The sequence below is a fragment of the Stenotrophomonas sp. STEN056 genome (assembly GCF_056759635.1).
Map to the genome: position 1 here is coordinate 1 of NZ_JBRRDL010000047.1, position 24,084 is coordinate 24,084.

The 24,084-nt window shown below is 65.3% G+C and carries 20 protein-coding genes; 9 read left to right on the forward strand and 11 right to left on the reverse strand.

Annotated features, from left to right (window positions below):
- The 4 genes from ACVOLO_RS17035 to glk all read right to left on the reverse strand — a co-directional run.
- Positions 1-241 (reverse strand): glucokinase (locus ACVOLO_RS17035; RefSeq protein WP_481571508.1); only part of this gene is annotated, 241 nt, incomplete at its 3' end.
- Positions 242-700: 459 nt separating this feature from the next.
- Positions 701-3,007, reverse strand: coding sequence for a beta-N-acetylhexosaminidase (locus ACVOLO_RS17040; RefSeq protein ID WP_481571509.1), 2,307 nt, complete (start codon positions 3,005-3,007; stop codon positions 701-703).
- Positions 3,008-3,232: 225 nt separating this feature from the next.
- Positions 3,233-5,896: a TonB-dependent receptor gene (locus tag ACVOLO_RS17045; RefSeq protein ID WP_481571510.1), complete on the reverse strand. Its 2,664-nt coding sequence runs from the start codon at positions 5,894-5,896 to the stop codon at positions 3,233-3,235.
- A gap of 76 nt (positions 5,897-5,972) precedes the next feature.
- The gene (gene glk, locus ACVOLO_RS17050) at positions 5,973-7,007 is read right to left on the reverse strand and encodes a glucokinase (RefSeq protein WP_481571511.1); all 1,035 of its coding nucleotides are present in this window, start codon (positions 7,005-7,007) and stop codon (positions 5,973-5,975) included.
- Between the two features lie 368 nt (positions 7,008-7,375).
- Here glk and ACVOLO_RS17055 point away from each other — a divergent pair, with 368 nt between their 5' ends.
- The 6 genes from ACVOLO_RS17055 to ACVOLO_RS17080 all read left to right on the forward strand — a co-directional run bounded on the left by ACVOLO_RS17055 (position 7,376) and on the right by ACVOLO_RS17080 (position 14,174).
- Entirely contained in the window at positions 7,376-8,668 is a 1,293-nt protein-coding gene (locus ACVOLO_RS17055) for a sugar MFS transporter (RefSeq protein WP_481571512.1), read from the forward strand.
- 43 nt (positions 8,669-8,711) lie between these two features.
- Positions 8,712-9,788, forward strand: coding sequence for a LacI family DNA-binding transcriptional regulator (locus ACVOLO_RS17060; protein ID WP_481571513.1), 1,077 nt, complete (start codon positions 8,712-8,714; stop codon positions 9,786-9,788).
- 6 nt (positions 9,789-9,794) lie between these two features.
- Positions 9,795-10,823 (forward strand): SIS domain-containing protein, encoded by a 1,029-nt coding sequence (locus tag ACVOLO_RS17065; protein ID WP_481571514.1) that lies wholly within the window; start codon positions 9,795-9,797, stop codon positions 10,821-10,823.
- Positions 10,823-11,965 carry an N-acetylglucosamine-6-phosphate deacetylase gene (gene nagA / locus ACVOLO_RS17070; protein ID WP_481571515.1) on the forward strand — a complete coding sequence of 381 codons (1,143 nt, stop codon included), beginning with the start codon at positions 10,823-10,825 and terminating at the stop codon, positions 11,963-11,965. Before ACVOLO_RS17065 ends, nagA begins: the two co-directional genes overlap by 1 nt.
- An 11-nt stretch (positions 11,966-11,976) precedes the next feature.
- On the forward strand, positions 11,977-13,047 hold the full coding sequence (locus tag ACVOLO_RS17075) for an acyltransferase family protein (protein WP_481571516.1): 1,071 nt from the start codon (positions 11,977-11,979) through the stop codon (positions 13,045-13,047).
- 272 nt (positions 13,048-13,319) lie between these two features.
- On the forward strand, positions 13,320-14,174 hold the full coding sequence (locus ACVOLO_RS17080; protein WP_481571517.1) for a hypothetical protein: 855 nt from the start codon (positions 13,320-13,322) through the stop codon (positions 14,172-14,174).
- Positions 14,175-14,233: 59 nt separating this feature from the next.
- Here ACVOLO_RS17080 and ACVOLO_RS17085 read toward each other — a convergent pair whose 3' ends face one another.
- Together ACVOLO_RS17085 and ACVOLO_RS17090 are read right to left on the reverse strand one after the other, a co-directional pair.
- Complete coding sequence (locus ACVOLO_RS17085; RefSeq protein ID WP_481571518.1) at positions 14,234-15,454, reverse strand: multifunctional CCA addition/repair protein; 1,221 nt, start codon at positions 15,452-15,454, stop codon at positions 14,234-14,236.
- Positions 15,455-15,712: 258 nt separating this feature from the next.
- Positions 15,713-17,659, reverse strand: a complete 1,947-nt coding sequence (locus tag ACVOLO_RS17090) for a transglycosylase SLT domain-containing protein (RefSeq protein ID WP_481571519.1) — start codon at positions 17,657-17,659, stop codon at positions 15,713-15,715.
- Positions 17,660-17,938: 279 nt separating this feature from the next.
- Here ACVOLO_RS17090 and ACVOLO_RS17095 point away from each other — a divergent pair, with 279 nt between their 5' ends.
- Entirely contained in the window at positions 17,939-18,349 is a 411-nt protein-coding gene (locus ACVOLO_RS17095; protein WP_481571520.1) for an ExbD/TolR family protein, read from the forward strand.
- Between the two features lie 48 nt (positions 18,350-18,397).
- Here ACVOLO_RS17095 and ACVOLO_RS17100 read toward each other — a convergent pair whose 3' ends face one another.
- Positions 18,398-18,868 (reverse strand): Lrp/AsnC family transcriptional regulator, encoded by a 471-nt coding sequence (locus tag ACVOLO_RS17100; protein ID WP_481571521.1) that lies wholly within the window; start codon positions 18,866-18,868, stop codon positions 18,398-18,400.
- Positions 18,869-18,941: 73 nt separating this feature from the next.
- Between ACVOLO_RS17100 and ACVOLO_RS17105 the strand changes: the two genes are divergently transcribed.
- Entirely contained in the window at positions 18,942-19,820 is an 879-nt protein-coding gene (locus tag ACVOLO_RS17105; RefSeq protein ID WP_481571522.1) for an EamA family transporter, read from the forward strand.
- Positions 19,821-19,829: 9 nt separating this feature from the next.
- Here the strand turns inward: ACVOLO_RS17105 and ACVOLO_RS17110 are convergent, their stop codons facing one another.
- The 4 genes from ACVOLO_RS17110 to ACVOLO_RS17125 form a co-directional block, all read right to left on the reverse strand.
- Positions 19,830-20,594 carry an endonuclease/exonuclease/phosphatase family protein gene (locus tag ACVOLO_RS17110; RefSeq protein WP_481571523.1) on the reverse strand — a complete coding sequence of 255 codons (765 nt, stop codon included), beginning with the start codon at positions 20,592-20,594 and terminating at the stop codon, positions 19,830-19,832.
- 44 nt (positions 20,595-20,638) lie between these two features.
- Entirely contained in the window at positions 20,639-21,463 is an 825-nt protein-coding gene (locus ACVOLO_RS17115; protein ID WP_481571524.1) for a thiol:disulfide interchange protein DsbA/DsbL, read from the reverse strand.
- A 129-nt stretch (positions 21,464-21,592) separates the two neighbouring features.
- Positions 21,593-22,237 (reverse strand): thiol:disulfide interchange protein DsbA/DsbL, encoded by a 645-nt coding sequence (locus ACVOLO_RS17120; protein WP_481571525.1) that lies wholly within the window; start codon positions 22,235-22,237, stop codon positions 21,593-21,595.
- A gap of 96 nt (positions 22,238-22,333) precedes the next feature.
- On the reverse strand, positions 22,334-23,119 hold the full coding sequence (locus ACVOLO_RS17125; protein ID WP_481571526.1) for a c-type cytochrome: 786 nt from the start codon (positions 23,117-23,119) through the stop codon (positions 22,334-22,336).
- A 183-nt stretch (positions 23,120-23,302) separates the two neighbouring features.
- Here ACVOLO_RS17125 and yihA point away from each other — a divergent pair, with 183 nt between their 5' ends.
- Positions 23,303-23,938: a ribosome biogenesis GTP-binding protein YihA/YsxC gene (gene yihA, locus ACVOLO_RS17130; RefSeq protein WP_481571527.1), complete on the forward strand. Its 636-nt coding sequence runs from the start codon at positions 23,303-23,305 to the stop codon at positions 23,936-23,938.
- Positions 23,939-24,084: the final 146 nt, after the last annotated feature.

Here is a 24,084-nt window from a genome sequence, read left to right on the forward strand (position 1 = left end):
CGGGCAGGGCGTAGCCGGCGGTGGCAATGACGCAGTCGTCCACGGCCTGGGTGTGGCTGGCGAAGTCGGCCAGGATCGCACTGAGGCTGGGGTAATCGGCGCAGCGGTACTGGCGGTAGGCCAGCATCGACAGCGGCGCGGAGCGCTCCGCGCCCGGCGGCAACAGGCCCACCCGCCCATGCGTGCCACCCACATCGGCCGCCAGAAAGGCAGACGAACTGGAAGTGGTCGGCTTGGACATGGTGTTCAACCTGGCAACCACAGACATCCCCCGGGAGTTCGCGCGGCACCTGCTGGCGTCGCGGCATCCGGAGTTTCATGGCTATGTGACAACGATGTCAAGCTGCTTTGCAAAAAATTTTCAGACCGGGGCTGCCGCGCGAACCCTTTCTATGTGAATGATTTTGAGGGAAATTTTTATTTCATATGAAATCGCAACGACCCCGCCGGGGGGCTTTGTGGGATTTGAAGGGATGTCGTGAAAATTTTGGCAGGCCAATAAGCCCGTATGTGCAGGCATGTTCGCGAGGCGGCGACGCAGCGTGACCGCCGTGCGGACAGTCGCGCGGTGTGTGCAGAACGGCCATTTCGGGCAGGCATCGGTGTCCAGGATCAGCACGCACCGGACAGGACGGGAACGCCATGAAGCAGAAGGCCACCGCATGCGGTGGCCTTCCGTGGGAACACGACAGCGCGGCGATTACTTGCCGGGTTCGAGCTTGATCCAATCCAGCGTCCACATGTTCGGGCGCGTATCGCCGGTGAAACGCACGCACAGGTCGCCGCGCGTTGCCGGTGCGGTGATTGCTGCTTCAAGTTCCAGGAAGCCATCGGCGGCCGGGTTGGCCGGCAGCGGCACCGAGGCCAGCGGCTTGCCCTCGCAGTTGGCCAGGATTTCCATTTCCCCGTGCCTGGTACGCGCCGGTGCGAACTTGCGCGAGGGCTCGTCATGGGCCAACTGGAAGTTGTACGGAATGCGGCCCGCACGCACCTTCACCTTGCTGATGCCGGCCAGGTTCACGTCCGACCACAGCCAGCACGGGTTAAAGATGTTGACGTTGAACACCGCGCGCTCGCCTTCGGCCGGGCCATCGTCTTCCAGGCGCAGCAGCAGCTTGCCGCCGTTCGGGCACAGGCCCAGCTGCGTGTCATCACGCATCAACAGCGATTCGGCGGTGAAGTCGTAGGCACGCGCAGCGGCCAGCGGCTTGCCGTCGAAGAACGCGGCCGCACGCACCTGGCCGGGGACTTTCAGCTGCAGCGGCTGGTTGTACAGCGGCGAGGCTGTGGTGACGTCGCTGCCATCGAGCGTGTAATGCACCGGATAGCCGAGCGGGTTGACCAGGGTGACATCGGCGGTGCCGGTGGCGTGGTCGCCCTTGTCCAGCATGTCCACCTGGAACGGCGTCTGCGCATAACGGATGCCCATGGCCTGGTAGCGCTGCAGCTGGCGCGGCAGGCGTTGCAGGAAATTGCTGAAATCGCGCTTGCCCTGCGGGCTCCAGCCGGTTTCGGCGACGGCCGCCAGGCGCGGGAACAGATTGTGTTCCAGGCGGACATCATTGCGGGTGTGTTCGTTGAACATGTTGGCCTGCAGGCCAAGGATGTGCGAACGCTTGTCGGCGGCCAGTTCGGCCGGCACCGGCTCGAACTCGTAGGCCTTCTGCAGCGGAATGGTGGTCGGCCGGCCGGGCACTTCGTAGGGCGACTCGGTCTGCAGGTAATCCATGTACATGTGCGTGACCGGCGACATCACCACATCGTGGCCTTCGCTGGCGGCCTTCAGGCCACCTTCGGTGCCGCGCCAGGACATCACCGTGGCTTCCGGCGGCAGGCCGCCTTCGAGGATTTCATCCCAGCCGATCAGGCGCCGATCGTGCTGCTCCAGGAATTTCTCCAGGCGCTTGATCATGTGGCTCTGCATTTCCATCTCGTCCTTCAGGCCGAGCTGGCGCATGTGTTCCTGCACGCGCTTGGACGCAATCCACTGGTCCTTCACTGCTTCGTCGCCGCCCACGTGCACGTACTTGGCCGGGAACATGGCGATCACTTCTTCCAGCACGTTCTCGATGAACTGCAGCGTGCTTTCTTCGGTGTTGAACAGGTTCGGCAGCACGCCCCATTCGCTGGAGGTGAGCAGCTTCTGGCCGGTGACGCCCAGTTCCGGATAGGCCGCTATGGCAGCGGTGGCGTGACCGGGTACGTCGATTTCCGGAATCACCTGGATATGCAGCTGCGCGGCATAGGCGATGATTTCGCGGATCTGCTCCTGCGTGTAATAGCCGCAGTACGTGCGCGGCTGGCCGGTGGCTGCATCAACGCCGGCATCGCCCAGCGGGACGCGGCAGCTGCCCACTTCGGTCAGCTTCGGGTAGCGCTTGATTTCCATGCGCCAGCCCTGGTCGTCGGTCAGGTGCCAATGGAAGGTGTTGAGCTTGTGCTGCGCCATTGCATCGAGAATCTTCTTGATCTCGTCCATGCTCTGGAAGTGGCGCGCCGAGTCGAGCATGAAGCCGCGCCACGGGAAGCGCGGGGTGTCCTTGATGGTGGCCGCGGCAACCTGGCCGGCCTTGTCATCGGTCAGCAGCTGCATGGCGGTGACCGCGCCATAGAACAGGCCGACATCATCACCGGCACTGACCTCGATGCAGGTGTTGGAAACCTTCAGCTCATAGCCTTCGGCGGTGTTGGTGGCCGAAGGATCCAGGCGGAAGCGGATCTGTGCCTTGCTGGCGTTGTCGGCCACGGCCAGGGTGGGGCCGCCGTTGCGTGCCAGCATCTGCACGAACTGGCCGGCTGCGCGGCGGCCAGCTTCGTCATTGCTACCGACACGGTCCGACGCCTTCAGTACGAAGTCCTTTCCAGTTGCCGCCTGGTAGTTGGCAGGCAAGGGGACCAGCGACGGCGCGGCAGCGGTATCGGCTGCCTGCACCTGCAGGGCGGTGAAGCCGAGCAGCACACAGCTGCTGAGCCAGGGCGCGCGGCTGCGCTTGAGGGACTTCGTCATGGGCGGAGCTCCTGTTGGGTTCTTCGATTGCAGTGATTGAAGCGGGGCAGCGGCAGTGTCTGTCATGTGCTGTGTGCGCGGGCAGTGCCAAACGATGTATCTGGACGATTCTGCACGGGGTGCGGATCGGGCCTCTGGATGACGCCGGCCCTAAAAAAAGCCGGGCCCGGAATGATCCAGGCCCGGCGGGTCAAACTAACCGGCGATGCAGCGTGCCGGGGTGGATCAGAACTTGAAGCGTGCGTTGAAGTAGTACTGGCGACCGTTGCTGTAGAACGCGGACGGGATTTCCGAGGTCTGGTAGTACTTGTAGGTCGGGTCGTTGAGGTTCAGCGCATCCAGGCTGAAGCTCAGCCATTCAGCGGCCTTGTAGCTGACGGATGCCGACAGGGTGCCGAATGCATCCTGGTAGTACGGGTCAGCAGCCTTCGGGCCGATCAGGAAGTCCGAACGGTAGTTGTAGCCCACGCGAGCGCCGAAGCGTTCGTTCTCGAACCAGACGCCGATGTTGTAGGTGTCCTTCGAGTTGCCGATCAGGTTGTGGGTGCCATCGCTCCACGCCTTGGCCGAGCTGCCGTCGGAGTAGGTGTAGTTGGCGTCGATACCGAAGTTGTCGCCGATCGGCTGCTGATAGGCGATTTCATAGCCACGAACCTGGGCGTCGGCATTCACCGGCATTGCAATCAGATAGTTTTCCATCTGGTTGGTCAGCTCGCTGTACAGCATGCGGTTTTCGCTGCCGAAGGACACGTAGTCCTTCATGTTCATCGAGAACGCACCCACCGACAGCAGGCCGCGCGGCATGAAGTACCACTCGAGGTTGACGTCGAAGTTGGTGGACAGCGTCGGCTTCAGGTTCGGGTTGCCGCCGGCGCCGGTGCGCGAAGCGTCCGAGCCGCTGGCCGAACCGCCCAGTGCCGAGTAGTCGGGCAGGGTCTGGGTCTGCGAAGCAGCGAAGCGCAGTACCAGGTCGTCGGCCAGGTCGAACTTGAAGTTGGCGCTCGGCAGCAGGCGGCTACGCTTGTTGTTGTACTGGACCAGGTTCCATGCACCGAACAGGCTGCTCACGTCCGGGTTGACGGTTGCGACCAGGTACGTGTCGATGTCCTGATCGATGCTGACGTAACGCAGACCGACGTTGCCGCTCCAGGAATCACCGACGAAATTGGCCTGCAGGTAGGCAGCCAGATTCTTCTCTTCAACCTTCCACTCGGCACCGTAGTTGTGGCGGCCGGTCGGGCCGTCATTGTTGGAGAGCCAGGTGGAGTTGTTGATCACTGCATCCTTCAGGGTGGCGAAGGAGTAGTACCACAGGTCGCGCGGGAACTTGCCACCCACCGAGCTGGCGAAGCCGCTCGGGAACTTCTGGGTCGGTGCGTTCTGCAGTGCGCCCCAGATGTTGCCCGGGGTCGCGCCTTCCGGCGAGGTCGCTTCACGCGAGTGCTTGGCGTAGCGCAGGCCGTAGTCCAGGCTGCTCAGCATGCCGCCGTCGTTGAAGTACTGCGTGAAGTCGGTGGTGAACCACTTCTCCTTGTCGATCGCCTTCACCTGCTGGTTGCCCCAGGTGCCGAAGTTGTTGGAGCCAGTCGGGCTGATGTCGCCACCAACGGACCAATCCATCGGCGAGCCGCCACCGTGCGAGGTCCAGCTGGCGCCACCGCCATTGGCCAGGCCAACTTCAGCGATGAACTGGCGCGGGGTGTTGCCGACGCCCTTGGTGCTGCCGGCCTGGAACTTGGCGGTCAGGTTGTCGTTGACCTGCCACTCGGCGTCAAGGGTGACGTAGCTGGACTTGGCGGTCGACTCGCGCGCGATCATGTCGTAGACCGCGTAGTTGGTGCCTGCAGTGCCGTTGTAGACGGCGTCGGTCAGCACGCCATTCTTGATGGTGTAGCTGTCCGGCGCTTCCAGGCTGGCGAACGGTGAGCCGCTGAACAGCGGGCCCATCATGAAGTTGCGGTTGTAGTTGTCCGCATCGAGCTTGGTGGTGAAGCCTTCCACGCCAACGGTGAAGTTGTCCGACGGCTTGAACTGCACGGCCAGCAGGCCGCCCTTGCGCTCGCGGGTCTGTTCGAACAGGGTCGAGCCGACCAGGATCGGCGCAAGCACGCCTGCCAGGTTCGGGTCGGCCTGTGCGGCGGCGGAGTCGGCCGCGATGCGACCAAAGCCTGAAGGCATTTCCTGTGCTTCACGGCGCAGTTCGCGCTTCTGGCTGAATGCCTGAACCATCACGCCGAAGGTGCCTTCGTCGTTCTTGTAGTTGAACAGGCCCGACAGCTGCGGATCGGTGGACTTGGCCTGCTCCGAGCGGACCGCACCGACGGATGCTTCTGCGGTGATCTGCTTGGAGAACTCCAGCGGCTTGCGGGTGATGATGTTGATCGAGCCGGTGGTGCCGCCATCCTGCAGTTTGGCCTGCGAGGACTTGTACACCTCGACCGAACGGACCAGTTCCGAGGGCAGCAGGGAGTAGCTGACGCTACGGCCGACGTTGTTGCCCTGGCTGAGCACGAACCAGTCGGCCGAGCCGACGGTGTGGCCGTTGATCAGGGTCTGGGTGAGGCTGTTGCTGGTGCCGCGCAGGCTGACGCGGTCGGCTTCGTCGAAGCCGCCTTCGTCGGCCGAGGACGAGCTGATGTTGACGCCCGGCAGGCGCTGCAGGGTGTCGGCCACGTTGTGTGCCGGCAGCTTGCCGACGTCTTCAGCCGTGACGACTTCAACGCGTGCGTTGGATTCGCGCTTGGTGTCCAGCGATTTTTCCATCGAACCGCGGATGCCGGTGACGGTGACGGTGTCCAGATCGGTGGCGGTAGGTGCGGCTTCCTGTGCGTGGGCACTGAAAGCAAGGCAGCTGACGATTGCTGCCGAAAGCAGGGTCTTGCGATGCATGTTGTCTCTCCTCAACATCTGATTGGGTGGCACCGGAGTGCCGCGTAACTACGGGTCCTGCTGGTACATCTGTTGCTTATGTTGCTGACGGCTTACGTGGCCGACTTTCCAGATACCAACTGGCTGCGCCGATGACGCCCAGTTGCCCGTGCTCTACCAGCTTCACGGGAATGCGTTGCAGCGCCTTGGTCATGGGCCCCTTGTTGAGGAAGCGTTCGACGAAGGTGCTGTTCAAAAGGAATTGGCTGATCTTTGGCAGGATGCCGCCGGCCAGGTAGATGCCGCCCTGCACGCCATAGAGCAGGGCCATGTCGCCGACGGTGGAGCCGAGGATTCCGCAGAACAGCTGCAGGGTTTCCACGGCCAGCGGGTCGCTGCCCTCGCAGGCGGCGGCGCTGACGGCATCGGGTGTTGTGTGCGTGGGCGTGGCGCCGCGCACCGCGCACAGCGCGTTGTAAAGGTTGAGCAGACCGGGGCCGGAAAGCGCCTGTTCGATGGAGACATGGCTGCGGTCGCGCAGCATCTGCTGCAACACGGCCATTTCCAGTTCGGTGGTGGCGGCAAGCGAGGCCTGTCCACCTTCGGTGGCCAGCACCACGGAGCGGTTGCCGACCGGAATCCACACCGCAGCGCCCAGGCCGGTGCCGGGGCCGATGACCAGGGTCGGGCCACGCGGTGCGTCGGCCGGGCCGGTGAGCTGCAGAACCTGGCTGGCGCCGATGTGCGCTGCAGCGTGGGCGACGGCTTCGAAATCGTTGACCAGGTGCACGGCCTCGAAACCCAGGTCCTGACGGATGCGGCTGGAAGACAGCGGCCAGGGCAGGTTGGCGGTGATCACCGTGCCGTCGGGCAGGGCGTAGCCGGCGGTGGCAATGACGCAGTCGTCCACGGCCTGGGTGTGGCTGGCGAAGTCGGCCAGGATCGCACTGAGGCTGGGGTAATCGGCGCAGCGGTACTTGCGGTAGGACAGAACATCGATGGCCTGTCCTTCATCCGCTCCTGGCTGGATCAAGCCCACGCGGACATGGGTGCCGCCGACGTCGGCAGCGAAGAAAGGCCGGGTGGCACAGTTGTGAAAAGAGGTCTGCAGTGGGGGGGCGGCAGCGGTCACTCGGTTTCCCTATGGCGATAGCCAGCGCCCGACAGGACGCCATTCGGGGGCCGAGTCTGTAACCCTCCTGACAACGATGTCAACGAATAATTACAAGTTTCGATGCTGCAGCGCAGCGGTTTCGCGCAAACCCTGCAGTGTCCATATTTGTTGCATCGGATAACTTCGCCTACGTTGCATCAGGGGTTTCGCAAGCGAAACCCTCAGCGGCTCTGCGTTATGCCGGTTCGGGGAGGTATTGCGGTGTTCTGCTGGCTGCCCGGTGTTGTTGACAAACCTGTCGGCACCAAACAATAAATGTGACAACGTTGTTCCCACACGATCACTCAACGGCCCGACCGTTTCCCGCACTCGCAGGAGCCTTGCCCATGTCTGCTGTTCCCGCCTCATCGCCGCGTGCCAGCACGGCATCGTCCATCGCCGTCGTCGGCGTGCTGTTCTTCATTCTTGGATTTTTCACCTGGCTCAACGGGCCGCTGATCACGTTCGTGCAGCTGGCTTTCCAGGTCAGCGAGATCTACGCCTTCCTGGTGTTGATGGTGTTCTACCTGTCGTATTTCTTCCTTGCCATCCCGGCGTCGTGGATCCTGCGTCGCACCGGCATGAAGAAAGGCCTGGCGCTGAGCCTGATCGTGATGGCCGCCGGTGCGGCGGCATTCGGCCAGTTCGCAACCTGGCGCATTTTCCCGGGCGCACTGGCCAGCCTGTTCGTGCTGGGCGGTGGCCTGGCGCTGCTACAGACCTCGGTCAACCCGTACATCTCCATTCTTGGCCCGATTGAAACCGCCGCGCGCCGCATCGCATTGATGGGCATCTGCAACAAGATCGCCGGCATCCTGGCGCCGCTGCTGCTGGGCTCGCTGGTGCTGCATGGCGTAGGCGACCTTGCCGAGGAAGTGGCCAAGGCCGACCCGGCAACCCGCGAGGCGCTGCTGAATGGTTTTGCCGGCGGCATCCACAGCTTCTACATGGTCATGTTCGGCATCCTGGTGGTGGCATCGATCGCAGTACTGCTTTCGCCGCTGCCGGAAATCAGCGCCGAAGAATCCAATGCCGCACCGGAAAGGGCGGGCGGCCCGGCCAAGCAGAGCATCTTCCAGTTCCCGCACCTGTGGCTGGGCGTGATCTGTCTGTTCCTGTACGTGGGTGTTGAAGTGATGGCCGGCGACGCCATCGGCACCTACGGCCACGCCTTCGGCCTGCCGCTGGACCAGACCAAGTTCTTCACCTCGTTCACCCTGTTTGCGATGTTGCTCGGCTATCTGGCCGGCCTGGCCCTGATCCCGCGTTACATCTCGCAGGAAAAGTACCTGGCGGTATCGGCGGTGATGGGTGTGCTGTTCACCCTGGGCGCGTTCTTCACCCAGGGCTATGTGTCGGTGGGCTTCGTGGCCGCGCTGGGCTTTGCCAACGCCATGATGTGGCCGGCGATCTTCCCGCTGGCCATCCGTGGCCTGGGCCGCTTCACCCAGACAGGTTCGGCCTTGCTGGTGATGGGCATTGCCGGCGGCGCGATCATCCCGCAGGCCTTCGCCCTGCTCAAGCATGCGTACCCGGAACACTTCCAGCTGGTGTTCGCCGCACTGATGGTGCCGTGCTACCTGTACATCCTGTATTTCGGCACGGTTGGACACAGCGCGGGCAAGGCACGTGGCGGCTGAATCGAGCATCATGGCGGCCATCAAGCCAACGCAGGAACAGGTTATGCGTAGACCCACCATCAAGGATGTTGCCGAGCGTGCCAAGGTGTCGTTGAAGACCGTCTCGCGGGTCATCAACAACGAGCCTTCGGTGATGCAGGCCACCCGTGCGCGCGTGCTGCGCGCCGTGGCCGAGCTGGATTACGAGCCGGACCCGTCCGCCCGCAACCTGCGCAGCAACACCACCTTCGTGATCGGGCTGGTGTATGACAACCCCAACCCGTACCACATCATTGGTGTGCAGAACGGCGTGCTGTCGGCCTGCCGCGAAACCGGCTTCGGCCTGCAGATCCACCCGTGCGATTCCACCTCGCCGATGCTGGCCGAGGAACTGGCCGACTGGGTGCAGCGCTCTCGCCTGGCCGGGCTGGTGCTGACCGCGCCGATGTCCGAGCGCCCGGAGCTGGTGGCTGCGCTCAATGCGCGCGGCATCAAGACCGTGCGCATCATCGCCGCCACCGAAGACCCGGGCGATGGCCCGTGCGTGTTCGTGGATGACCGCGATGCGGCGTATGAGATCACCGAGCACCTGATCCAGCTCGGCCACCAGCGCATCGGTTTCCTGTGGGGCGGCACCTCGCACCATTCCAGTGGCGAGCGTTACGCCGGCTACGAGGCGGCGCTGAAGGATTACGGCATCCCGCTGGACAAGCACATGGTGATCCCCGGTGACTACACCTTCGACGACGGCTTCCGTGGTGCGCGCCGCCTGCTGGCCCTGCGTGAGCCGCCCACCGCCATCTTCGGCTCCAACGACGAGATCGCGGCCGGCGTGCTGGCGGCGGCCAATTCGGCCGGCCTGAACGTGCCCTACGACCTGTCCATTGCAGGCTTCGAGGACAGCCCGTTCTCGCGCCAGTCCTGGCCGGCACTGACCACCGCCAAGCAGGCCACCGGCGATATCGCCCGGCATGCCGCACGTCTGCTGATCAGCCAGCTGCGCAGCGATGCCTACGACGACACCCCGCTGCAACTGCAGAACCAGGGCTTCGTGCCGCAGCTGGTGGTACGCGGTTCCACCGCGCCGCTGCGCCAGCAGCCCTCGCGCCCCCCTTCATCCCCCCCCGACCTTACCGAGTAACGATCCATGGCTCTGCCGAGTGAGACGCAAACCCTGATGTTCAACGAGGCCGCACAAAGCGCCTCCGTCATCGCCGCCCAGTTCGCCCGCAACCGCGACGTGGTGCAGGCGCTGGCCGCCGACCTGCGGCAGAACCCGCCGCCGTTCGTGGTGACCTGTGCACGCGGTAGTTCCGATCACGCGGCAACCTACGGCAAGTACCTGTTCGAGACGCAGCTGGGGTTGGTGACCGCCTCGGCGTCGCCGTCGGTGGGCTCGGTCTATGAAGTGCCGGTGCAGGTGCGCGGCGCGCTGTACATCGTGATTTCGCAGTCGGGCAAGAGCCCGGACCTGCTGCGCAATGCCGAGGCCGCCAAGGCCGGCGGCGCACGCGTGGTGGCGCTGGTCAATGTCGAGGATTCGCCGCTGGCGCAGTTGGCCGACACGGTGATCCCGCTGGGCGCCGGTGCCGAGCGCAGTGTTGCGGCAACCAAGAGCTACCTCGCTTCGCTGGCCGCGCTGCTGCAGCTGGGCGCGTACTGGAAGAACGATCCGCAGCTGATCGCCGCACTTGATGCATTGCCGGCGGCGATGACCGAGGCCTGGGAATGCGATTGGACGGCCGTAACCGATGGCCTGGTCGATGCGCACAACCTGTTCGTGCTCGGCCGTGGCCCCGGCCTTGCCGCGGCGCAGGAAGCGGCGCTGAAGTTCAAGGAAACCTGCGGCCTGCATGCCGAAGGCTACAGCTCGGCCGAAGTGAAGCACGGGCCGATGGCACTGGTCGGCAAGGATTTCCCGGTGCTGGCGTTTGCCCAGCCGGATGAAACCGGCGCCGGCACGCGCGCAGTGGCGGAAGAATTTGCCGCCCGTGGCGCCCAGGTATGGCTGACCGGCGAGGGCGGCAACCTGCCCACGGCTGCTGCACCGCATCCGCTGTGCGCACCGCTGCTGACCGTGCAGAGCTTCTATCGCGCCATCAACGCGCTGGCACTGCGCCGTGGCAACAACCCGGATCTGCCACCGCACCTCAACAAGGTGACGGAAACGGTCTGATGAAAACCGCACTGCGCAATGGCCGGGTACTCGCCGGCGAGGACTTCCGTGACGACGTTGCGGTGCTGATCGAAGACGGCCGCGTGCTCGCGGTCGTTGCCGCCGATGATGCGGCGGTTGCCGCCGCCGACGTACAGGTGGACCTGGGCGGCGGCTGGCTGCTGCCGGGTTTCATCGACGCCCAGGTCAACGGCGGCGGTGGCGCGTTGTTCAACAACCAGACCGACGTGGACGCACTGCGCACCATCATGGCCGGCCATCGCCGCTTCGGCACCACCGGCATGTTGCCGACGCTGATCAGCGATGACGCCGAGGTGATGGCGCGTGCGGTGCAGGCCACGCGCGAGGCCATTGCCGCCAAGGTGCCGGGCGTGCTCGGCATCCATCTGGAAGGCCCGTACATCGCGCCTGCCCGCAAGGGCACGCACGATGCCGGCAAGTTCCGCGTGCCCGATGCCGATGAAGTGCGCATGGCCACCGCGCTGGACAACGGCGTCACCCTGATCACGCTTGCGCCCGAGCGCGTGCCGGTGGAAACCATCGCGCAGATGGTGGCCAACGGTGCCATCGTCGCGGCAGGCCACACCGCAGGCAGCTACGACGAAATCCGTGCCGGGCTGGATGCCGGCGTGACCGGCTTCACCCACCTGTACAACGCGATGTCGCCGCTGCAGGGGCGCGACCCCGGCGCGGTGGGCGCGGCGCTGGAAGATGCCGGCAGCTGGTGCGGTGTCATCGTTGACGGCGTGCATGTGCACCCGGCCAGCCTGCGCGTGGCGCTGGCGGCCAAGCCGCGCGGCAAGGTGTTCCTGGTCACCGATGCGATGCCGATGGTTGGCTCGGACAATCCCGCCTTCGAGCTGTATGGCGAAGTGATCACGGCAGTCGATGGTGTTGTTCGCAATGCCGCCGGATCGCTGGCCGGCTCGGCGCTGGACATGGCCACAGCCGTGCGCAATACGGTCAATCTGCTGGGCCTGCCGTTGGCCGAGGCCTCGCGCATGGCCTCGACCTACCCGGCGCAGTTCCTGCGGCTGGAAGATCGCTACGGGCATATCGCACCGGGCTACCAGGCCGACTTCGTGCTGCTCGACCAGAACCTGCAGGTGCAGGCCACCTGGATTGCCGGCGAGCGCGACTGAGCGCCCTAGGCATGAACAAGCCTGCCCGTTTTGCTTCGGTCGATGCCCTGCGGGGCATCACCGTTGCAGCCATGCTGCTGGTCAACAACCCCGGCAGCTGGAGCCACGTCTACGCGCCGCTGCTGCATGCGCAATGGCATGGCTGCACGCTGACGGACCTGGTGTTTCCGTTCTTCCTGGTGATCGTGGGCGCGTCCATCGCGCTGGGCGTGGTGCCGCGGGTGGAGCAGGGCGCTGATCGCCGCGCCTTGTCCCGCACGGTGCTGGCGCGCGCGCTACGCATTCTTGGTTTGGGCCTGCTGCTGCATTTTCTGGCGTGGTGGTGGCTGGACTTGCCGCACTACCGGCCGTGGGGCGTGCTGCAGCGCATTGGCCTTTGTTTCGCGGTGGTGGGCATGGTGGCGATCTGGCTGCGCCCGCGTTGGCAATGGTTGTGCCTGGCGGTGTTGCTGGGCGGCTATGCCGCACTGCTGGCAGCCGGTGGCAGCGTGGCGCCATGGCTCAACCTGCCCAGCCGCGTGGACACGGCCTTGTTCGGTGCGCTGCTGTACCAGTACGACGCCGCAACCGGCCTGGGCCATGATCCCGAGGGCCTGGTATCCACCTTGGGTGCATTGGCTTCCACGCTGATCGGGCTGCATGCCGGGGCCTTGTTGCGCAGTGGACGCACGAAGCGTCTGTTGCTGGATGCGATCGCATTGTTGGCGCTGGGTGCGCTGTGGTCGCAGTGGTTGCCGTTCAACAAGAACCTCTGGACGCCCTCCTATGTGCTGTGGACCGCAGGTTGGGCATTCGCCGCGCTGTGGCTTGCGCATGCGTTGATTGATCGACGCGGTTGGCCCGCGCTGGGCCGCCGCTTTGGCGTCAACGCCATTACTGCCTACGCCGGTTCGTCGGCGATGGTGCTGGCGATGATGGCCACCGGCGGCTGGGGCTGGCTGTACACCAACGTGTTCGACCGGCTGTTCACGCCGCTGGCCGGCGCGCCGTTCGCCTCGCTGGTGATGGCCTTGAGCTTCGTCGCGCTGTGGTGGGTGCCGATGGCGTGGATGGACCGGCGCAGGATCTACCTGAAGATCTGACGCACACCGCTGTGGAACAGTTGCCGTTTTGTTGCGCCTGAGTAGCTGGGGTTTGCCGAACCGTATTCTGCGGTCGCATCTGCAAGCAGGGCTGACCAGCCGGCGATGAGGGCGCGGGAAAGCCGTGTTTTTTTCGATTGGGTGATGGTGCCGGACGTTGTCCTTCGGATAGTTTTCTGTGCGACGAACGTCGCCTTCGGCGTTTGTCACGGGGGAGTTCATCGGCCCTGGCGGGTCGAGGAAAGGAATTTCAAATCATCAAAGGGACTTACATGATCAAAGATGCAAGCAAGGCAGCGATGCTGGCTGCTGTTCTGTTTACCAGCACGGCACGGGGCGAGGATGCGCCATCGGAGCCTTCATTTGTCTACGAATTCAGCACACATGGGGCGGGAAGGGCAGGCCGCAACCACGGTGATGAGGTGCTGCGTGTCGTGCGGCGGGAGCACACGGGCAAGGCCATCGGTCTGCAGGTGCTTACCAGTGTGTTGGCCGGTGGTGCCTACGGCGGCGGTTTCAAAAAGACACAGCTGCATGGGCAGAAGATCAAAGACATCCCCAATCCCGGCCAGGAGCTGTTGTTGGCCGAAGTGCGTCGTCAGATCGAGCAATGGCAGGCCGCCAACCCAACCAGCGTTCCGCAGGAGCCGGTAACGGTGAGCCTGGTTGGCAGTGACTGGGTGCTGCTCTATCAGGAGTTGGATCAGGACCTGACACCCTACGAGTTGCGCTACCGCACGGGTCTTACGCTGCGGTCTTCGTCACGCGGCTTCTTCAAGGGAGGCAAGGCCTATGGCAGCACGGAATGCGGGCCGGAGCCGGTGGTGCAGGGGTATGAGGCATGGGCCGACAATGACTTTGCCGGCGTAAAAGAAGTGCAGCAGAGGTATGTGGAGCAATGCGCTGCCAAGTTCGCAGAGCTTCTGCCGACGTGGCTTGCTGCGGTGCCGATGCAGGAAGTCGCCGGCGCGGAAGTTGTGGTCGTGGCATCGGCCGAAGCGGTCACGGAGGAGGTTTCGGCTGCTGCGCCTGAGGCCGCGTTGCAGAGTGAACCGGAAACGTTGGAGACCCCACAGGATGCGGTGCAGGTGTCGCCGCCCAGCGAGCTGGACGCGGAAGCAGGCTGAGTGTCTTCGCCCGGTGCATCCGACGATGGCGTCGGCTGCACCGGACTCCATATCGGCCGTCAGCGCGCTGCGCTGATTGCCGCAATCCGTGCTTTTTTCAGGGCTTCGCCAATGGCGGGGCCCTTGAGGCCGTCGGTGCTGATGTCGCGAGCGTTGATTGCCAGCGCGGCGGCGTGCAGACGTTGCAGGGTGGCGCGCTGTGGGTAGTCGCTGTCTTCGGAGCCGAGGCGGCCACGCTTGTCGCATTCGCAGACCAGCGCCATCTGCGTGATGCGCTCGGGGCGCCGGAAGCCGTCGCAGCGCTGGATCAGCTCCAGCACGGTGGCATCGCGCAGTTCGTCGATGCGGTGCACGTTGAGATGTTCGCGGCAGACGGCTTCGGCCAGCAGGCGGTGGTCAACCGGCACCTTCAGCCGTTCGCACAGTTTGGCCAGCGGCTTGAGCCCGCGTTGCTCATGCATGATGTGGCGCGGTAGCTCATCAACCGGCGTCAGCGCCTTGCCCAGGTCGTGGGTGAGCGCGGCAAAGCCGATCAGGTCATCACCCGGCGCCAGCTGCGCGGCCATGTCGCTGACCATTTCCTGATGCACGCCTGTGTCCACTTCAGGGTGGAATTCAGCGCGCTGCGGCACGCCGTACAACGCGTCCACTTCCGGCAGGATCGCTTTCAGCGCGTGGGTGTCATGCAGGCAACGCAGGAACGCCGAGGGCTTGGGCAGGGCCAGGGCGCGGCGCAGTTCCTGCCAGATGCGCTCGGGCACCAGTGCATCCAGTTCGCCGCTGGCCGCCATCTCCCACATCAGTGCAGCGGTTTCCGGCGCCAGGGTGAAACCCAGTGGCGCGAAGCGGGCCATGAAACGCGCCGCACGCAGTACACGCAGCGGGTCTTCGATGAAGGCCGGGCCGACATGGCGCAGCACGCGTTGTTCGATATCGCGCACGCCGCCCCAGGGATCGATCAGTTCGCCGCTGGCCTCGTCGCGGGCGATGGCGTTGATGGTGAAATCGCGGCGCTGCAGGTCTTCTTCCAGCGACACCGATGGATCGGCATCGACCACGAAGCCGCGATAGCCGCGGCCGGATTTGCGCTCGGTGCGTGCCAGCGCGTATTCCTCGCCGCTGTCCGGGTGCAGGAACACCGGAAAGTCCTTGCCCACGGCCTTGAAGCCGAGTGCTTCCATTTCTGCTTGCGTGGCGCCGACCACCACCCAGTCACGGTCGCCGGGCTGCTGGCCCAGCAACGCATCGCGAACGGCGCCGCCTACGAGATAGATTTTCATGCGCGCATGATAAGTCGGATGCGGCGCTGCGCATGTAGTGCCGAGCGTTGCTCGGCAAGGGAGTTAGCAAGGCGTCGTCTTGTAGGAGCGGCTTCAGCCGCGAAGCTGACAATGCTTGAAGGCCTCAAGAGCCAACCCCTCCCCAACCCTCCCCTTCGCTGTGCGAAAGGGAGGGGGCGGAAGCGGTAGTGCCGAGCCATGCTCGGCAGGGGCTGTACCGGGAAGGCCTCAGCCGAGCATGGCTCGGCTCCACAAGTGTCAGGGGGTCGATTGGCAGCTGAAGTTCTTCCGCGCTCCCTCAATTCTGCCGACCATGCGGTCGCTCAGGGTCAGGGCGTTGCCGTTGAGGCGCCAATCGTAGATCACGCTGAAGGCCAGCACGCGGGCAACGTACTCGCGGGTTTCCTTGTAGCTGATGGTCTCGATCCAAAAATCCGGATCGTAGTTCGGGCGCTGCGACTGCCAGCGTGCGGTTGGCGTGGGGCCGGCGTTGTAGGCGGCGATGGTGACGTAGGGCTGGCCGTTGTACTTGTCCATCAGCTGGCGCAGGTAGGCAGTGCCGATGGCGATGTTGGTGTCCGAGTCGTACAGGCTGGCTGCGCCACCGTAGCCGCTCAGGCCGATGCTCCTGGCCACGCTGGCGCCGGTGGCGGGCAGCACCTGCATCAGGCCCATCGCGTTGGCGGGCGAGCGCGCCTTGGGGTTGAAGATGCTTTCGGCGCGGATTTCGGCGGCCACCCAGGCCGGGTCCAGTGCATTGCGGCTGGCTTCGCGGCGGATGCTGTCGTCGTGGTGCAGCGGGAAGCGCAACGTATACAGACGCTGTTCCTGCGGCCCCTTGAGCGCGAACACGGCGCGGTCGAACCAGCCCTCGTTGCTGGCCACTTCCACGGCCAGGCGGCGCTGGGTGTCGTCGAAACGGGTGAGGGCATCGGCCCATTCGCGGGCAGCCCAGCTCGGCCGCTCGATTTTGTTCAACTCCAACGCGCGCACCAACGCCGGGTCGCGGGCGACGGCGGCCTTGGCCTGGGCGCTGTCATTCGGGGTCCACGGGCACAGTGCGTAGGGCTGCTTGAGTTTGTCTGCGGCCAGGAAGCCGTGGAAGGTGGGCTCGGTGGCGGCAGCGCGGTACAGCGCGGTAGCCTCGGCCGGCTTGCCGGTTTTCTCCAGCAGGCGCCCTTCAAACCAGCGCCAGCGCGAATCATTGCGTTGGCTGGCCGGCATTTTGCGGATGGCGGCCAGCGCGGCCGGCCAGTCGCCGCGCGCCATCGCTTCGCGGGTGCGCCATTCGTGCAGGCGCTCGTCATAGGCGGAATCGGGCACGGCCGCCAACCGGCGCGCGGAGTCGGGCAGGTAGGAGGCCACTGTCCAAAGTGCGATCTGGTACTGCACCTGGCCCTGCTGCGCGGCGCTCAGGCCCAGTGCCTGCACATACTGCGGCAGTTGCTGCTCAGCGGCGTCCGGGTTGGCCTTGGCCAGCTTCAACAGGCCATCGGTGGCGATGCGCCGGCTGCGTTCGTTCTTCGGCCAGTTCAATGCGCGGGCATCGGGCTTGTCGACAAAGACGGCGTAGTCATTGGCCTGGGCCAGCTCGGCGGCGGGCAGGCCGCGTGCCGCCGAGCGCATCACCGCTGGCTGTTGTGCGTCGGCGGCAGCGTCGATGCGCTCCCAGCGCAATGCCGGTGACAGCCCGCCGCGGCTGCCGAGCACCGCGAAGACCGCATCGCAGGCATCGGGCAGGGATTTGCCGCTGCTGCGCCACAGCGCCTGGGCATCGCTGGTCCATTGCGCGTCGGCCTTGCCGGTGGCCTGGCGTGCGTTGAGTTCGGCACAGCGCATGCCCACGTCGTTGCTGGGCTTCCAGTTGGCCAGCAGCGTCGGCCAATCCTGGCGGCGCGCCAGTGCCGGCAGCCACGCCGCGCGGAAGGTCTCGGCCACGGCCTGGCCCTGGTAGCGCTTGAGGAAATCCTGCGCCTGGGAGGTGCTCAAGGTGTCGAGGTTGCGCCGCAGCGCGCTGTATTCCAGCCAGCCGTACAGCGGGTGGTTGCGCAGGGCGCTGGCGGCGTTGGCATCGAACTGGCCACGTTCGGCGTTGTCGATGGCCGTGCGCATGGTCGCGCGCTGCGCCTCCAGGTTCTGGGCAGGAGCGGCGCTGCAGGCCAGCATGGTGAGGGCAGCCAGAGGCATCAGGGAAAGTCGATTCATGGTCGAAGCATAACGGCCGTGGCGTCAATGGCCGAGCAACAATCCGGCTATGGGATGAATGAGGCAGATGGTGTTGTCATCAGGGTTGGAAGACGCGAAAGGAACCTGCGTGCCTGAACGGCGGGTGCCGGCTAGTGCTCGGACCAGCTTCTTTCCCGCGGATGGGGGAGAGGCTTGCCTTCTGGGGGCTGAACGAGGGGCGCCAAGGCAGATGGCAGCGGTCTGGGGCGAGGGTAGCGTCGGCGGTGAGGCAGCCGGCCTCGCTCTGGGGAACTGGATATGGCATTCAGCGCAGCAGGCAATTCCGGACGTCCGTTGGCCGACATCAATGTCACCCCGCTGGTGGATGTGATGTTGGTGCTGTTGATCATCTTCATCGTTACCGCACCGATGGTGGCTGTGCCCATTCCGGTGGACCTGCCGCAGCACACGAACCGGCTCATCGACCGCCCCGAGCCGCCACCACCGATCGAATTGCGGGTGGATGCCGGCAACCAGTTGTACTGGAACGGTCAAGTTCTGGCCCGCGCGGAACTGCAGCCGCGCTTGTCGGAACAGGCGCAGCTGCATGCAGGCAATCTGCCGGAACTGCGCATCGCCGCCTCGCCGGATGCGCAGTACGACATGATGGCCAAGGTGCTGGCCGCCGCCAACAACGCGCACATGGAGCGCATCGTGTTCGTGCAGTAGGTGCTGCACGGTGTACCCGCGGGCCCTGGGGGTTCGCGGGTGCACGCCTTACAGCGGTATCGCGAAGCTGCGCTTGAGGGTGTTCATGGCCACCGAGGTGCGGAAGCGTTCGATGTTGTCATCGTTGCCGAACAGGTGCGCGCTGATGGCTTCGTATTCCTCCATCGAGGCCAGTGACAGCACCAGCAGGAAGTCGCCGTCGCCGGTGATGGCATAGCACTGTTGTACGGCGGGCTCTTCGCGCACACGTCGCTTGAACGGTGCGACCTTGCTTCCCTGCTCGCTGATCACCCGCACTTCGACGATCACTGTCAGCGAACGACCCAGCAGTTTCGCGTCCAGCACCGCCGTGTTGGCCGCGATCACACCGCTGTCCTGCAAGCGGCGGATGCGCCGCTGCACCGCGGGTGCCGACAGGTGAACCGCCTCGGCAATTTCGCGCTGTGGCGTGCTGTTGTCCTGCTGCAGCAGCGCCAGGATGGCGCGGTCGAAATCATCAAGAACGGGTGGCTTGGCCATGGTGAGCGGAAGTTGCGCGGTGGGGGCCTCAATTGAGCCAAGCACTCGCGGCGAGCGCAATACACTACGCGCCATGCAAACTTCTCGATTCGCGCCGCTCCTGCCGGTGCTGGCGGTGCTTGGCGCGGTGACTTCACTGGCCATTGGCACGTCCTACGCAAAACAATTGTTCCCGTTGATCGGCGCCCAGGGCACCAGCGCATTGCGCGTGGGTTTCTCGGCGCTGTTCCTGTTGCTGCTGTGGCGGCCCTGGCGTTGGCACACCAGCCGCATCGACGCGGCCGCGATCCTGCGCTACGGGTTGACGCTGGGCGTGATGAACCTGTTGTTCTACATGGCCATCCGCACCATTCCCTTCGGCATTGCGGTGGCCATCGAGTTCACCGGCCCGCTGGCGGTGGCGATGTGGTCCTCGCGACGGGTGATCGACTTTGTCTGGGTGGGCTGCACGGTGGTCGGCTTGCTGTTGCTGTTGCCCCTGGGCGGCGCGCAGGCGCTGGACCCGGCCGGCGTGGTGTACGCACTGGGCGCGGCGGCGTGCTGGGGCCTGTACATCGTGTTCGGCAAGCGCGCCAGCCACCTGCATGCCGGTCATACCGTGTCGCTGGGCCTGGCGGCTGCGGCCCTGGTGGTGGTGCCCATTGGCGTTGTACATGCCGGCAGCCTGTTGCTGGACCCGAAAATCCTGCTGGCTGGCGCCTTGGTGGCGGTGGTGTCCAGCGCAATTCCCATGTCACTGGAAATGATGGCGCTCAAGCGTTTGCCGAAGGAGACGTTCGGCATTCTGATCAGCATGGAGCCGGCGGTGGCGGCGCTGTGGGCGATGTTGCTGCTGCACGAGCAACTCACCGGCCTGCAGTGGCTGGCAATCGGTTGCACGGTGCTGGCGTCGGTGGGCAGTACGGTGACGGCGCGCCGGCCGCGTGCTGCGGCCATTCCCGCAGGTTCGTAGGCCGCCGGCTCAGCGCAGGCTGTTGCCGGGAACTTCGACTTCCATTTCCACCGCCAGGTGGTCCGAATGCGCGGCCGGTACGGCGCGGGTATCGACGACCTTGAGCGTGTCGCTGGTCAGGATATGGTCGATGGCGCGGTCCGGGCCCCAGCTGGGAAAGGTGTGCACCAGGCAGCCGGGTGGCTGCAGCCGGGTCTTGCGGTAGAGCGACTGCATTTCCGGGCGGTCGGCGGTGCAGTTGAAATCGCCCATCAACACCGCGTTGGGGTGGTCGCTGAGCAGGTCGGAGATGAAGTCCAGCTGCGACATGCGCGAGCTTACGCCCAGCGACAGGTGCGCCACGGCCACGGTCAGGCCTTCCTCGCCATCGCCGAAACGTGCCAGCAGCACACCGCGCCCACCGAGGCGGCCGGGCAGGGCATGGTCCTGCACTTCCACCGGCTCCAGCCGGCTGAGCAGGCCATTGGCGCTGGAGGCTACGCCGCCCATGCGCCGGTTGGGCTGGTGGCTCCAGTAATTGAAGCCGGCCCGCTGTGCCAGATAGTGGGTTTGATTGGTGAAGCCCGAGCGCAGGCTGCCGGGGTCGGCTTCCTGCAGGCCCACGATGTCACGGCCGCTGGCCAGCTTGGCGATGGTGTCCAGGCTGGAGCGTTTCTGGCCCGCAGGCAGGGCATGCGACCAACTGCGGGTCACATAGTCGCTGTAGCGGCGGGTGCTGGAACCGGCCTGGATGTTGGCCGTCAGCAACCGCAAAGTTTGAGTGGGGGATTTCACGGCTTGCAGATCGGGGGCCCCGGAACCGAGGCCCCCGTAATACCTTACTTGGCGTTGGCAGCGCGTTCGCGTGCGATCAGGTGGTCGGCGATGCGGAGCATGTCGTCATAGCTCTTGCCCTTCACCAGGTACTTGCCGTTGACGATGATCGACGGGGTGCCGGCAATCTTGCTGCGCTGGGCGAACTGCTTGGCGCGGTTGAACTTGGCGGTCACCGAGAAGCCGTTCATGGTGTCCAGGAAGGTCTTGGCGTCCACGCCGTACTGGCCGTAGAACTTGGCGATGTCTTCCTGCGAATCCACGCCCAGCTCACCCTTCAGGGTGCGGTCAACGTGAATGGCGGCGTACATCGGGTCATGGGTCTTTTCCAGCACGCCGAGGGCTTCGGCGGCGTAGAAGGCGCGTGCGTAGTTGTCCCAGGTACCGCCAAAGCCGGCCGGCACATAGACAAAGTTCACGTCAGTCGGCAGACCGGCCTTCCACGAGCCGACCAGCGGCTGGAAGCGGGCGCAGGCCGGGCAGACGTAACCGAAGATCTCGGTGACCTCGATCTTGCCGGTCGCCGGCTGGAACGGCTGACCGCCTTCGATGGCCACATAGTCAGTGCCTGCAACCGGCTCCGGGCCCACCGGGCGGGCCGGGGCCGGCACGGGGGTGTTGTTGCCGGCGGCAGCTTCAGTGCTGGCACCTTCGGCAGGCGCCGGGGCAGCAGTGTCGGTGGCGGCCGGTGCAGGCGCGGTTGCCGGAGCGGCTTCAGTGGCGGCGGGAGCAGCGGCCGGAGCGGTGGTTTCGGCGGTGCCGTCCTGGGCCTTGCAGGCCACCATCAGCGGAATCAGGGCCGTCAGGGCCAGGGCGAAGCGGATATTCATCGGGTTGGATCTCCAGCGAGGTTTCGTTGATGCATCAGGCCGCTGCACCGCGGCGGGCGCGGGCATGATGCCATTATTGATGGCTGCGCCTGAACCGGCGGCGCGTGGTTTCGCGCCGCCTTGCCGGGCTCAGCGGCCCTTGCTGGCAGCGCGTTCGCGGGCGATCAGCGCATCGGCGACACGCAGTGTGTCATCGAAGGTGCGGGCGCGGACCAGGTACTTGCCGTTGACGATCACTGCCGGGGTGCCCGGCACCTGGGTGCGCATGGCGAACTCGCGGGCCTTCTTGATCTTCTCGTCCACCTGCGGGCTGCGCAGGGCGTCGATGTAACGCTGCGGTTCCACGCCGTAACCGGCATAGAACGTGGCCAGCTCCTGCGGCGAGACGCTCTGCATCGGCAGGCTGCGCTGCACATGCAGGGCCTTGAACACGTCGCCATGGCTGCGCTTGAGCACGCCCACCTGCTCGGCGGCGTAGAAGGCGCGGGCATAGGCGTCCCAATAGCCGCCGAATGCCGCCGGCACCGGGGTGAAGCGCACATCGGCCGGCAGCTTGGCCGTCCAGGCTTCCAGCTGCGGCTCGAAGTTGGCGCAATGCGGGCAGGTGTACCCGAACACTTCCACCACCTCGATCTTGCCGGCCAGCGGCTCGAACGGGCCGGGTGTGGCGATCAACTCATAGTCCTCGCCCTGCACCGGCGCGGCGGGCGAGGCGCAGGCGGCCAGCGGCAGTACGAAGGCAAGCAGCAGGAACAGGCGGGGCAACAACTTCATCGGGGGGATTCTCCAGTGGAAAAAGCAGACGCCGACCTCGCGGGCCGGCGTGTCTGCAGACAGCAGCGTTGCCGGCCGCCGCAGCGGCTGGCGGGGTCAGGGTTGGGCGGCAGCGGCAACTACCTTGGCGTCGTTGGCGCGATCATGCAGGCCCTGCACATAGCTGGCCAGTGCCTGGATTTCCTGTTCGGTCAGGGTCTTGCTGACCTGTTCCATGATCTTGAACTGGGCCGTGTCGGTCTCGTGGGTCTGCCCGGCCTGATAGCGCTGCAGGCGCTGGGCCACGTAGCCGGCGTACTGGCCACCGATATGCGGGTAGGCCGGGCCCGGGTTGCCGGCACCGGCCGGGCCGTGGCAGGCCATGCAGGCCGGGATGTTGCGGCTGGCGTCGCCGCCGCGGTAGAGCTTCTGGCCGACTTCATAGAATTTCATGCCGGCATAGGGGCCGTCGGCGACCACGGCGTCGTCGGCTACGCCGGCACCGGCCTTCTGGGTGGCGAAGTAGGCGCCGAGGTCACGCATGTCCTGCGGTGTGAGGTCCTGCACGAACGGCATCATCGCCGCCACCGCGCCTTCATTGCGCTGGCCGTTGGCGATGAGCGCCAGCTCCTTGGCGATGTAGCGCTCGCTCTGGCCGGCAATGCGCGGGTAGATCTCCACCGACGAATTGCCGTCGGCGCCATGGCAGGCGGTGCAGGTGGCCGATTTGGCCTGCCCGGCCTTGGCGTCACCGGGCTTGGTCTTGCTGAAGTCCACTTCCAGCGAAGCGGTCTGCACCGGCGCGTTGTCCGGAACCGGGGTGACCGAACTCTGGGCGAATGCAACGGCGGCGATGACGGGTACGACAAGTGCGGTAACGGCAAGAACACGAGCATGGCGCATGCGGAAGCTCCGTGTGGACCGGGCCGGGCGGGGCTTCCGCCGGCATCGGCCGGATTATCAACGCCGCTTTGCGGCAGGGTCAACGAAGCAGTGCAGCAAAAACCGGCACCGGGGGGCGGCGCCTGCAGCGGCCAGGGCCCGATTGCACCGACGCGTGGCACCGCAACATGCGATCCTATGCACATGTCACAGCTCCTCGAAAATGCCCGTTACCTGCTTTCGGCCCACAACAGCCGGCAGTTGCCGCCTGATGACGGGGCCGAAGTCGCATTCGCCGGCCGCTCCAATGCCGGCAAGTCCAGCGCCCTCAATGCACTGACCCGCCGCAATGCGCTGGCGCGTGTTTCCAAGACCCCGGGCCGCACCCAGCAGCTGGTTTTCTTCCAGGTCACGCCCGAGGCGAGCCTGGTGGACCTGCCGGGCTACGGCTATGCCAAGGTCCCGCAGGACCTGCAGGCGCACTGGCAGGCCTTCATTGACCAGTATTTCCGTACCCGCCAGGCGCTCAGGGGCCTGGTGGTGGTGATGGACATCCGCCATCCGCTCAAGGAATACGACCGGCAGATGCTGGGTTACGCCGTGCAGCGCGGCCTGCCGGCGCACGCCTTGCTGACCAAGGCGGACAAGCTTGGCCGTGGGCAGCAGATGCAGGCCCTGCAGAAGGTACGCAAGGAATTGTCCTCGGCCTTCGGCGATACCGTTGGCGTGCAGTTGTTCTCCGGTGAGTCGAAGCAGGGCGTGGATGAAGCGCGTCTGGTCATCGGCGGCTGGCTGGGCTTGAACCCGCCGGTCGTGGAAGCCGGTCCGCAGGACGGTTAAGGCCTGAGGCCGCGGCGTTTCCGCGGCGGCAAAGGCAACAAGCGACCCCTCCCCAACCCTCCCCTTGCCCGGATGCTATGGGGGGAGGTTGGGTCGAGCGGCTACTTAGGGCCTGCGCGCCGACGGCGCCAACCCGCGAGCACCCG

Excerpts from the sequence above, each read along its gene's own strand:
- ACVOLO_RS17075 (WP_481571516.1), top strand. The coding sequence starts at position 11,977 with ATGAACAAGCCTGCCCGTTTTGCTTCGGTCGATGCCCTGCGGGGCATC.
- ACVOLO_RS17095 (WP_481571520.1), top strand. The coding sequence starts at position 17,939 with ATGGCATTCAGCGCAGCAGGCAATTCCGGACGTCCGTTGGCCGACATC.
- ACVOLO_RS17055 (WP_481571512.1), top strand. The coding sequence starts at position 7,376 with ATGTCTGCTGTTCCCGCCTCATCGCCGCGTGCCAGCACGGCATCGTCC.
- ACVOLO_RS17080 (WP_481571517.1), top strand. The coding sequence starts at position 13,320 with ATGATCAAAGATGCAAGCAAGGCAGCGATGCTGGCTGCTGTTCTGTTT.
- ACVOLO_RS17100 (WP_481571521.1), bottom strand. The coding sequence starts at position 18,868 with ATGGCCAAGCCACCCGTTCTTGATGATTTCGACCGCGCCATCCTGGCG.
- ACVOLO_RS17045 (WP_481571510.1), bottom strand. The coding sequence starts at position 5,896 with ATGCATCGCAAGACCCTGCTTTCGGCAGCAATCGTCAGCTGCCTTGCT.
- nagA (WP_481571515.1), top strand. The coding sequence starts at position 10,823 with ATGAAAACCGCACTGCGCAATGGCCGGGTACTCGCCGGCGAGGACTTC.
- ACVOLO_RS17040 (WP_481571509.1), bottom strand. The coding sequence starts at position 3,007 with ATGACGAAGTCCCTCAAGCGCAGCCGCGCGCCCTGGCTCAGCAGCTGT.
- ACVOLO_RS17125 (WP_481571526.1), bottom strand. The coding sequence starts at position 23,119 with ATGCGCCATGCTCGTGTTCTTGCCGTTACCGCACTTGTCGTACCCGTC.
- ACVOLO_RS17065 (WP_481571514.1), top strand. The coding sequence starts at position 9,795 with ATGGCTCTGCCGAGTGAGACGCAAACCCTGATGTTCAACGAGGCCGCA.
- ACVOLO_RS17105 (WP_481571522.1), top strand. The coding sequence starts at position 18,942 with ATGCAAACTTCTCGATTCGCGCCGCTCCTGCCGGTGCTGGCGGTGCTT.
- ACVOLO_RS17060 (WP_481571513.1), top strand. The coding sequence starts at position 8,712 with ATGCGTAGACCCACCATCAAGGATGTTGCCGAGCGTGCCAAGGTGTCG.
- ACVOLO_RS17115 (WP_481571524.1), bottom strand. The coding sequence starts at position 21,463 with ATGAATATCCGCTTCGCCCTGGCCCTGACGGCCCTGATTCCGCTGATG.
- ACVOLO_RS17085 (WP_481571518.1), bottom strand. The coding sequence starts at position 15,454 with ATGAAAATCTATCTCGTAGGCGGCGCCGTTCGCGATGCGTTGCTGGGC.
- yihA (WP_481571527.1), top strand. The coding sequence starts at position 23,303 with ATGTCACAGCTCCTCGAAAATGCCCGTTACCTGCTTTCGGCCCACAAC.
- ACVOLO_RS17090 (WP_481571519.1), bottom strand. The coding sequence starts at position 17,659 with ATGAATCGACTTTCCCTGATGCCTCTGGCTGCCCTCACCATGCTGGCC.
- ACVOLO_RS17120 (WP_481571525.1), bottom strand. The coding sequence starts at position 22,237 with ATGAAGTTGTTGCCCCGCCTGTTCCTGCTGCTTGCCTTCGTACTGCCG.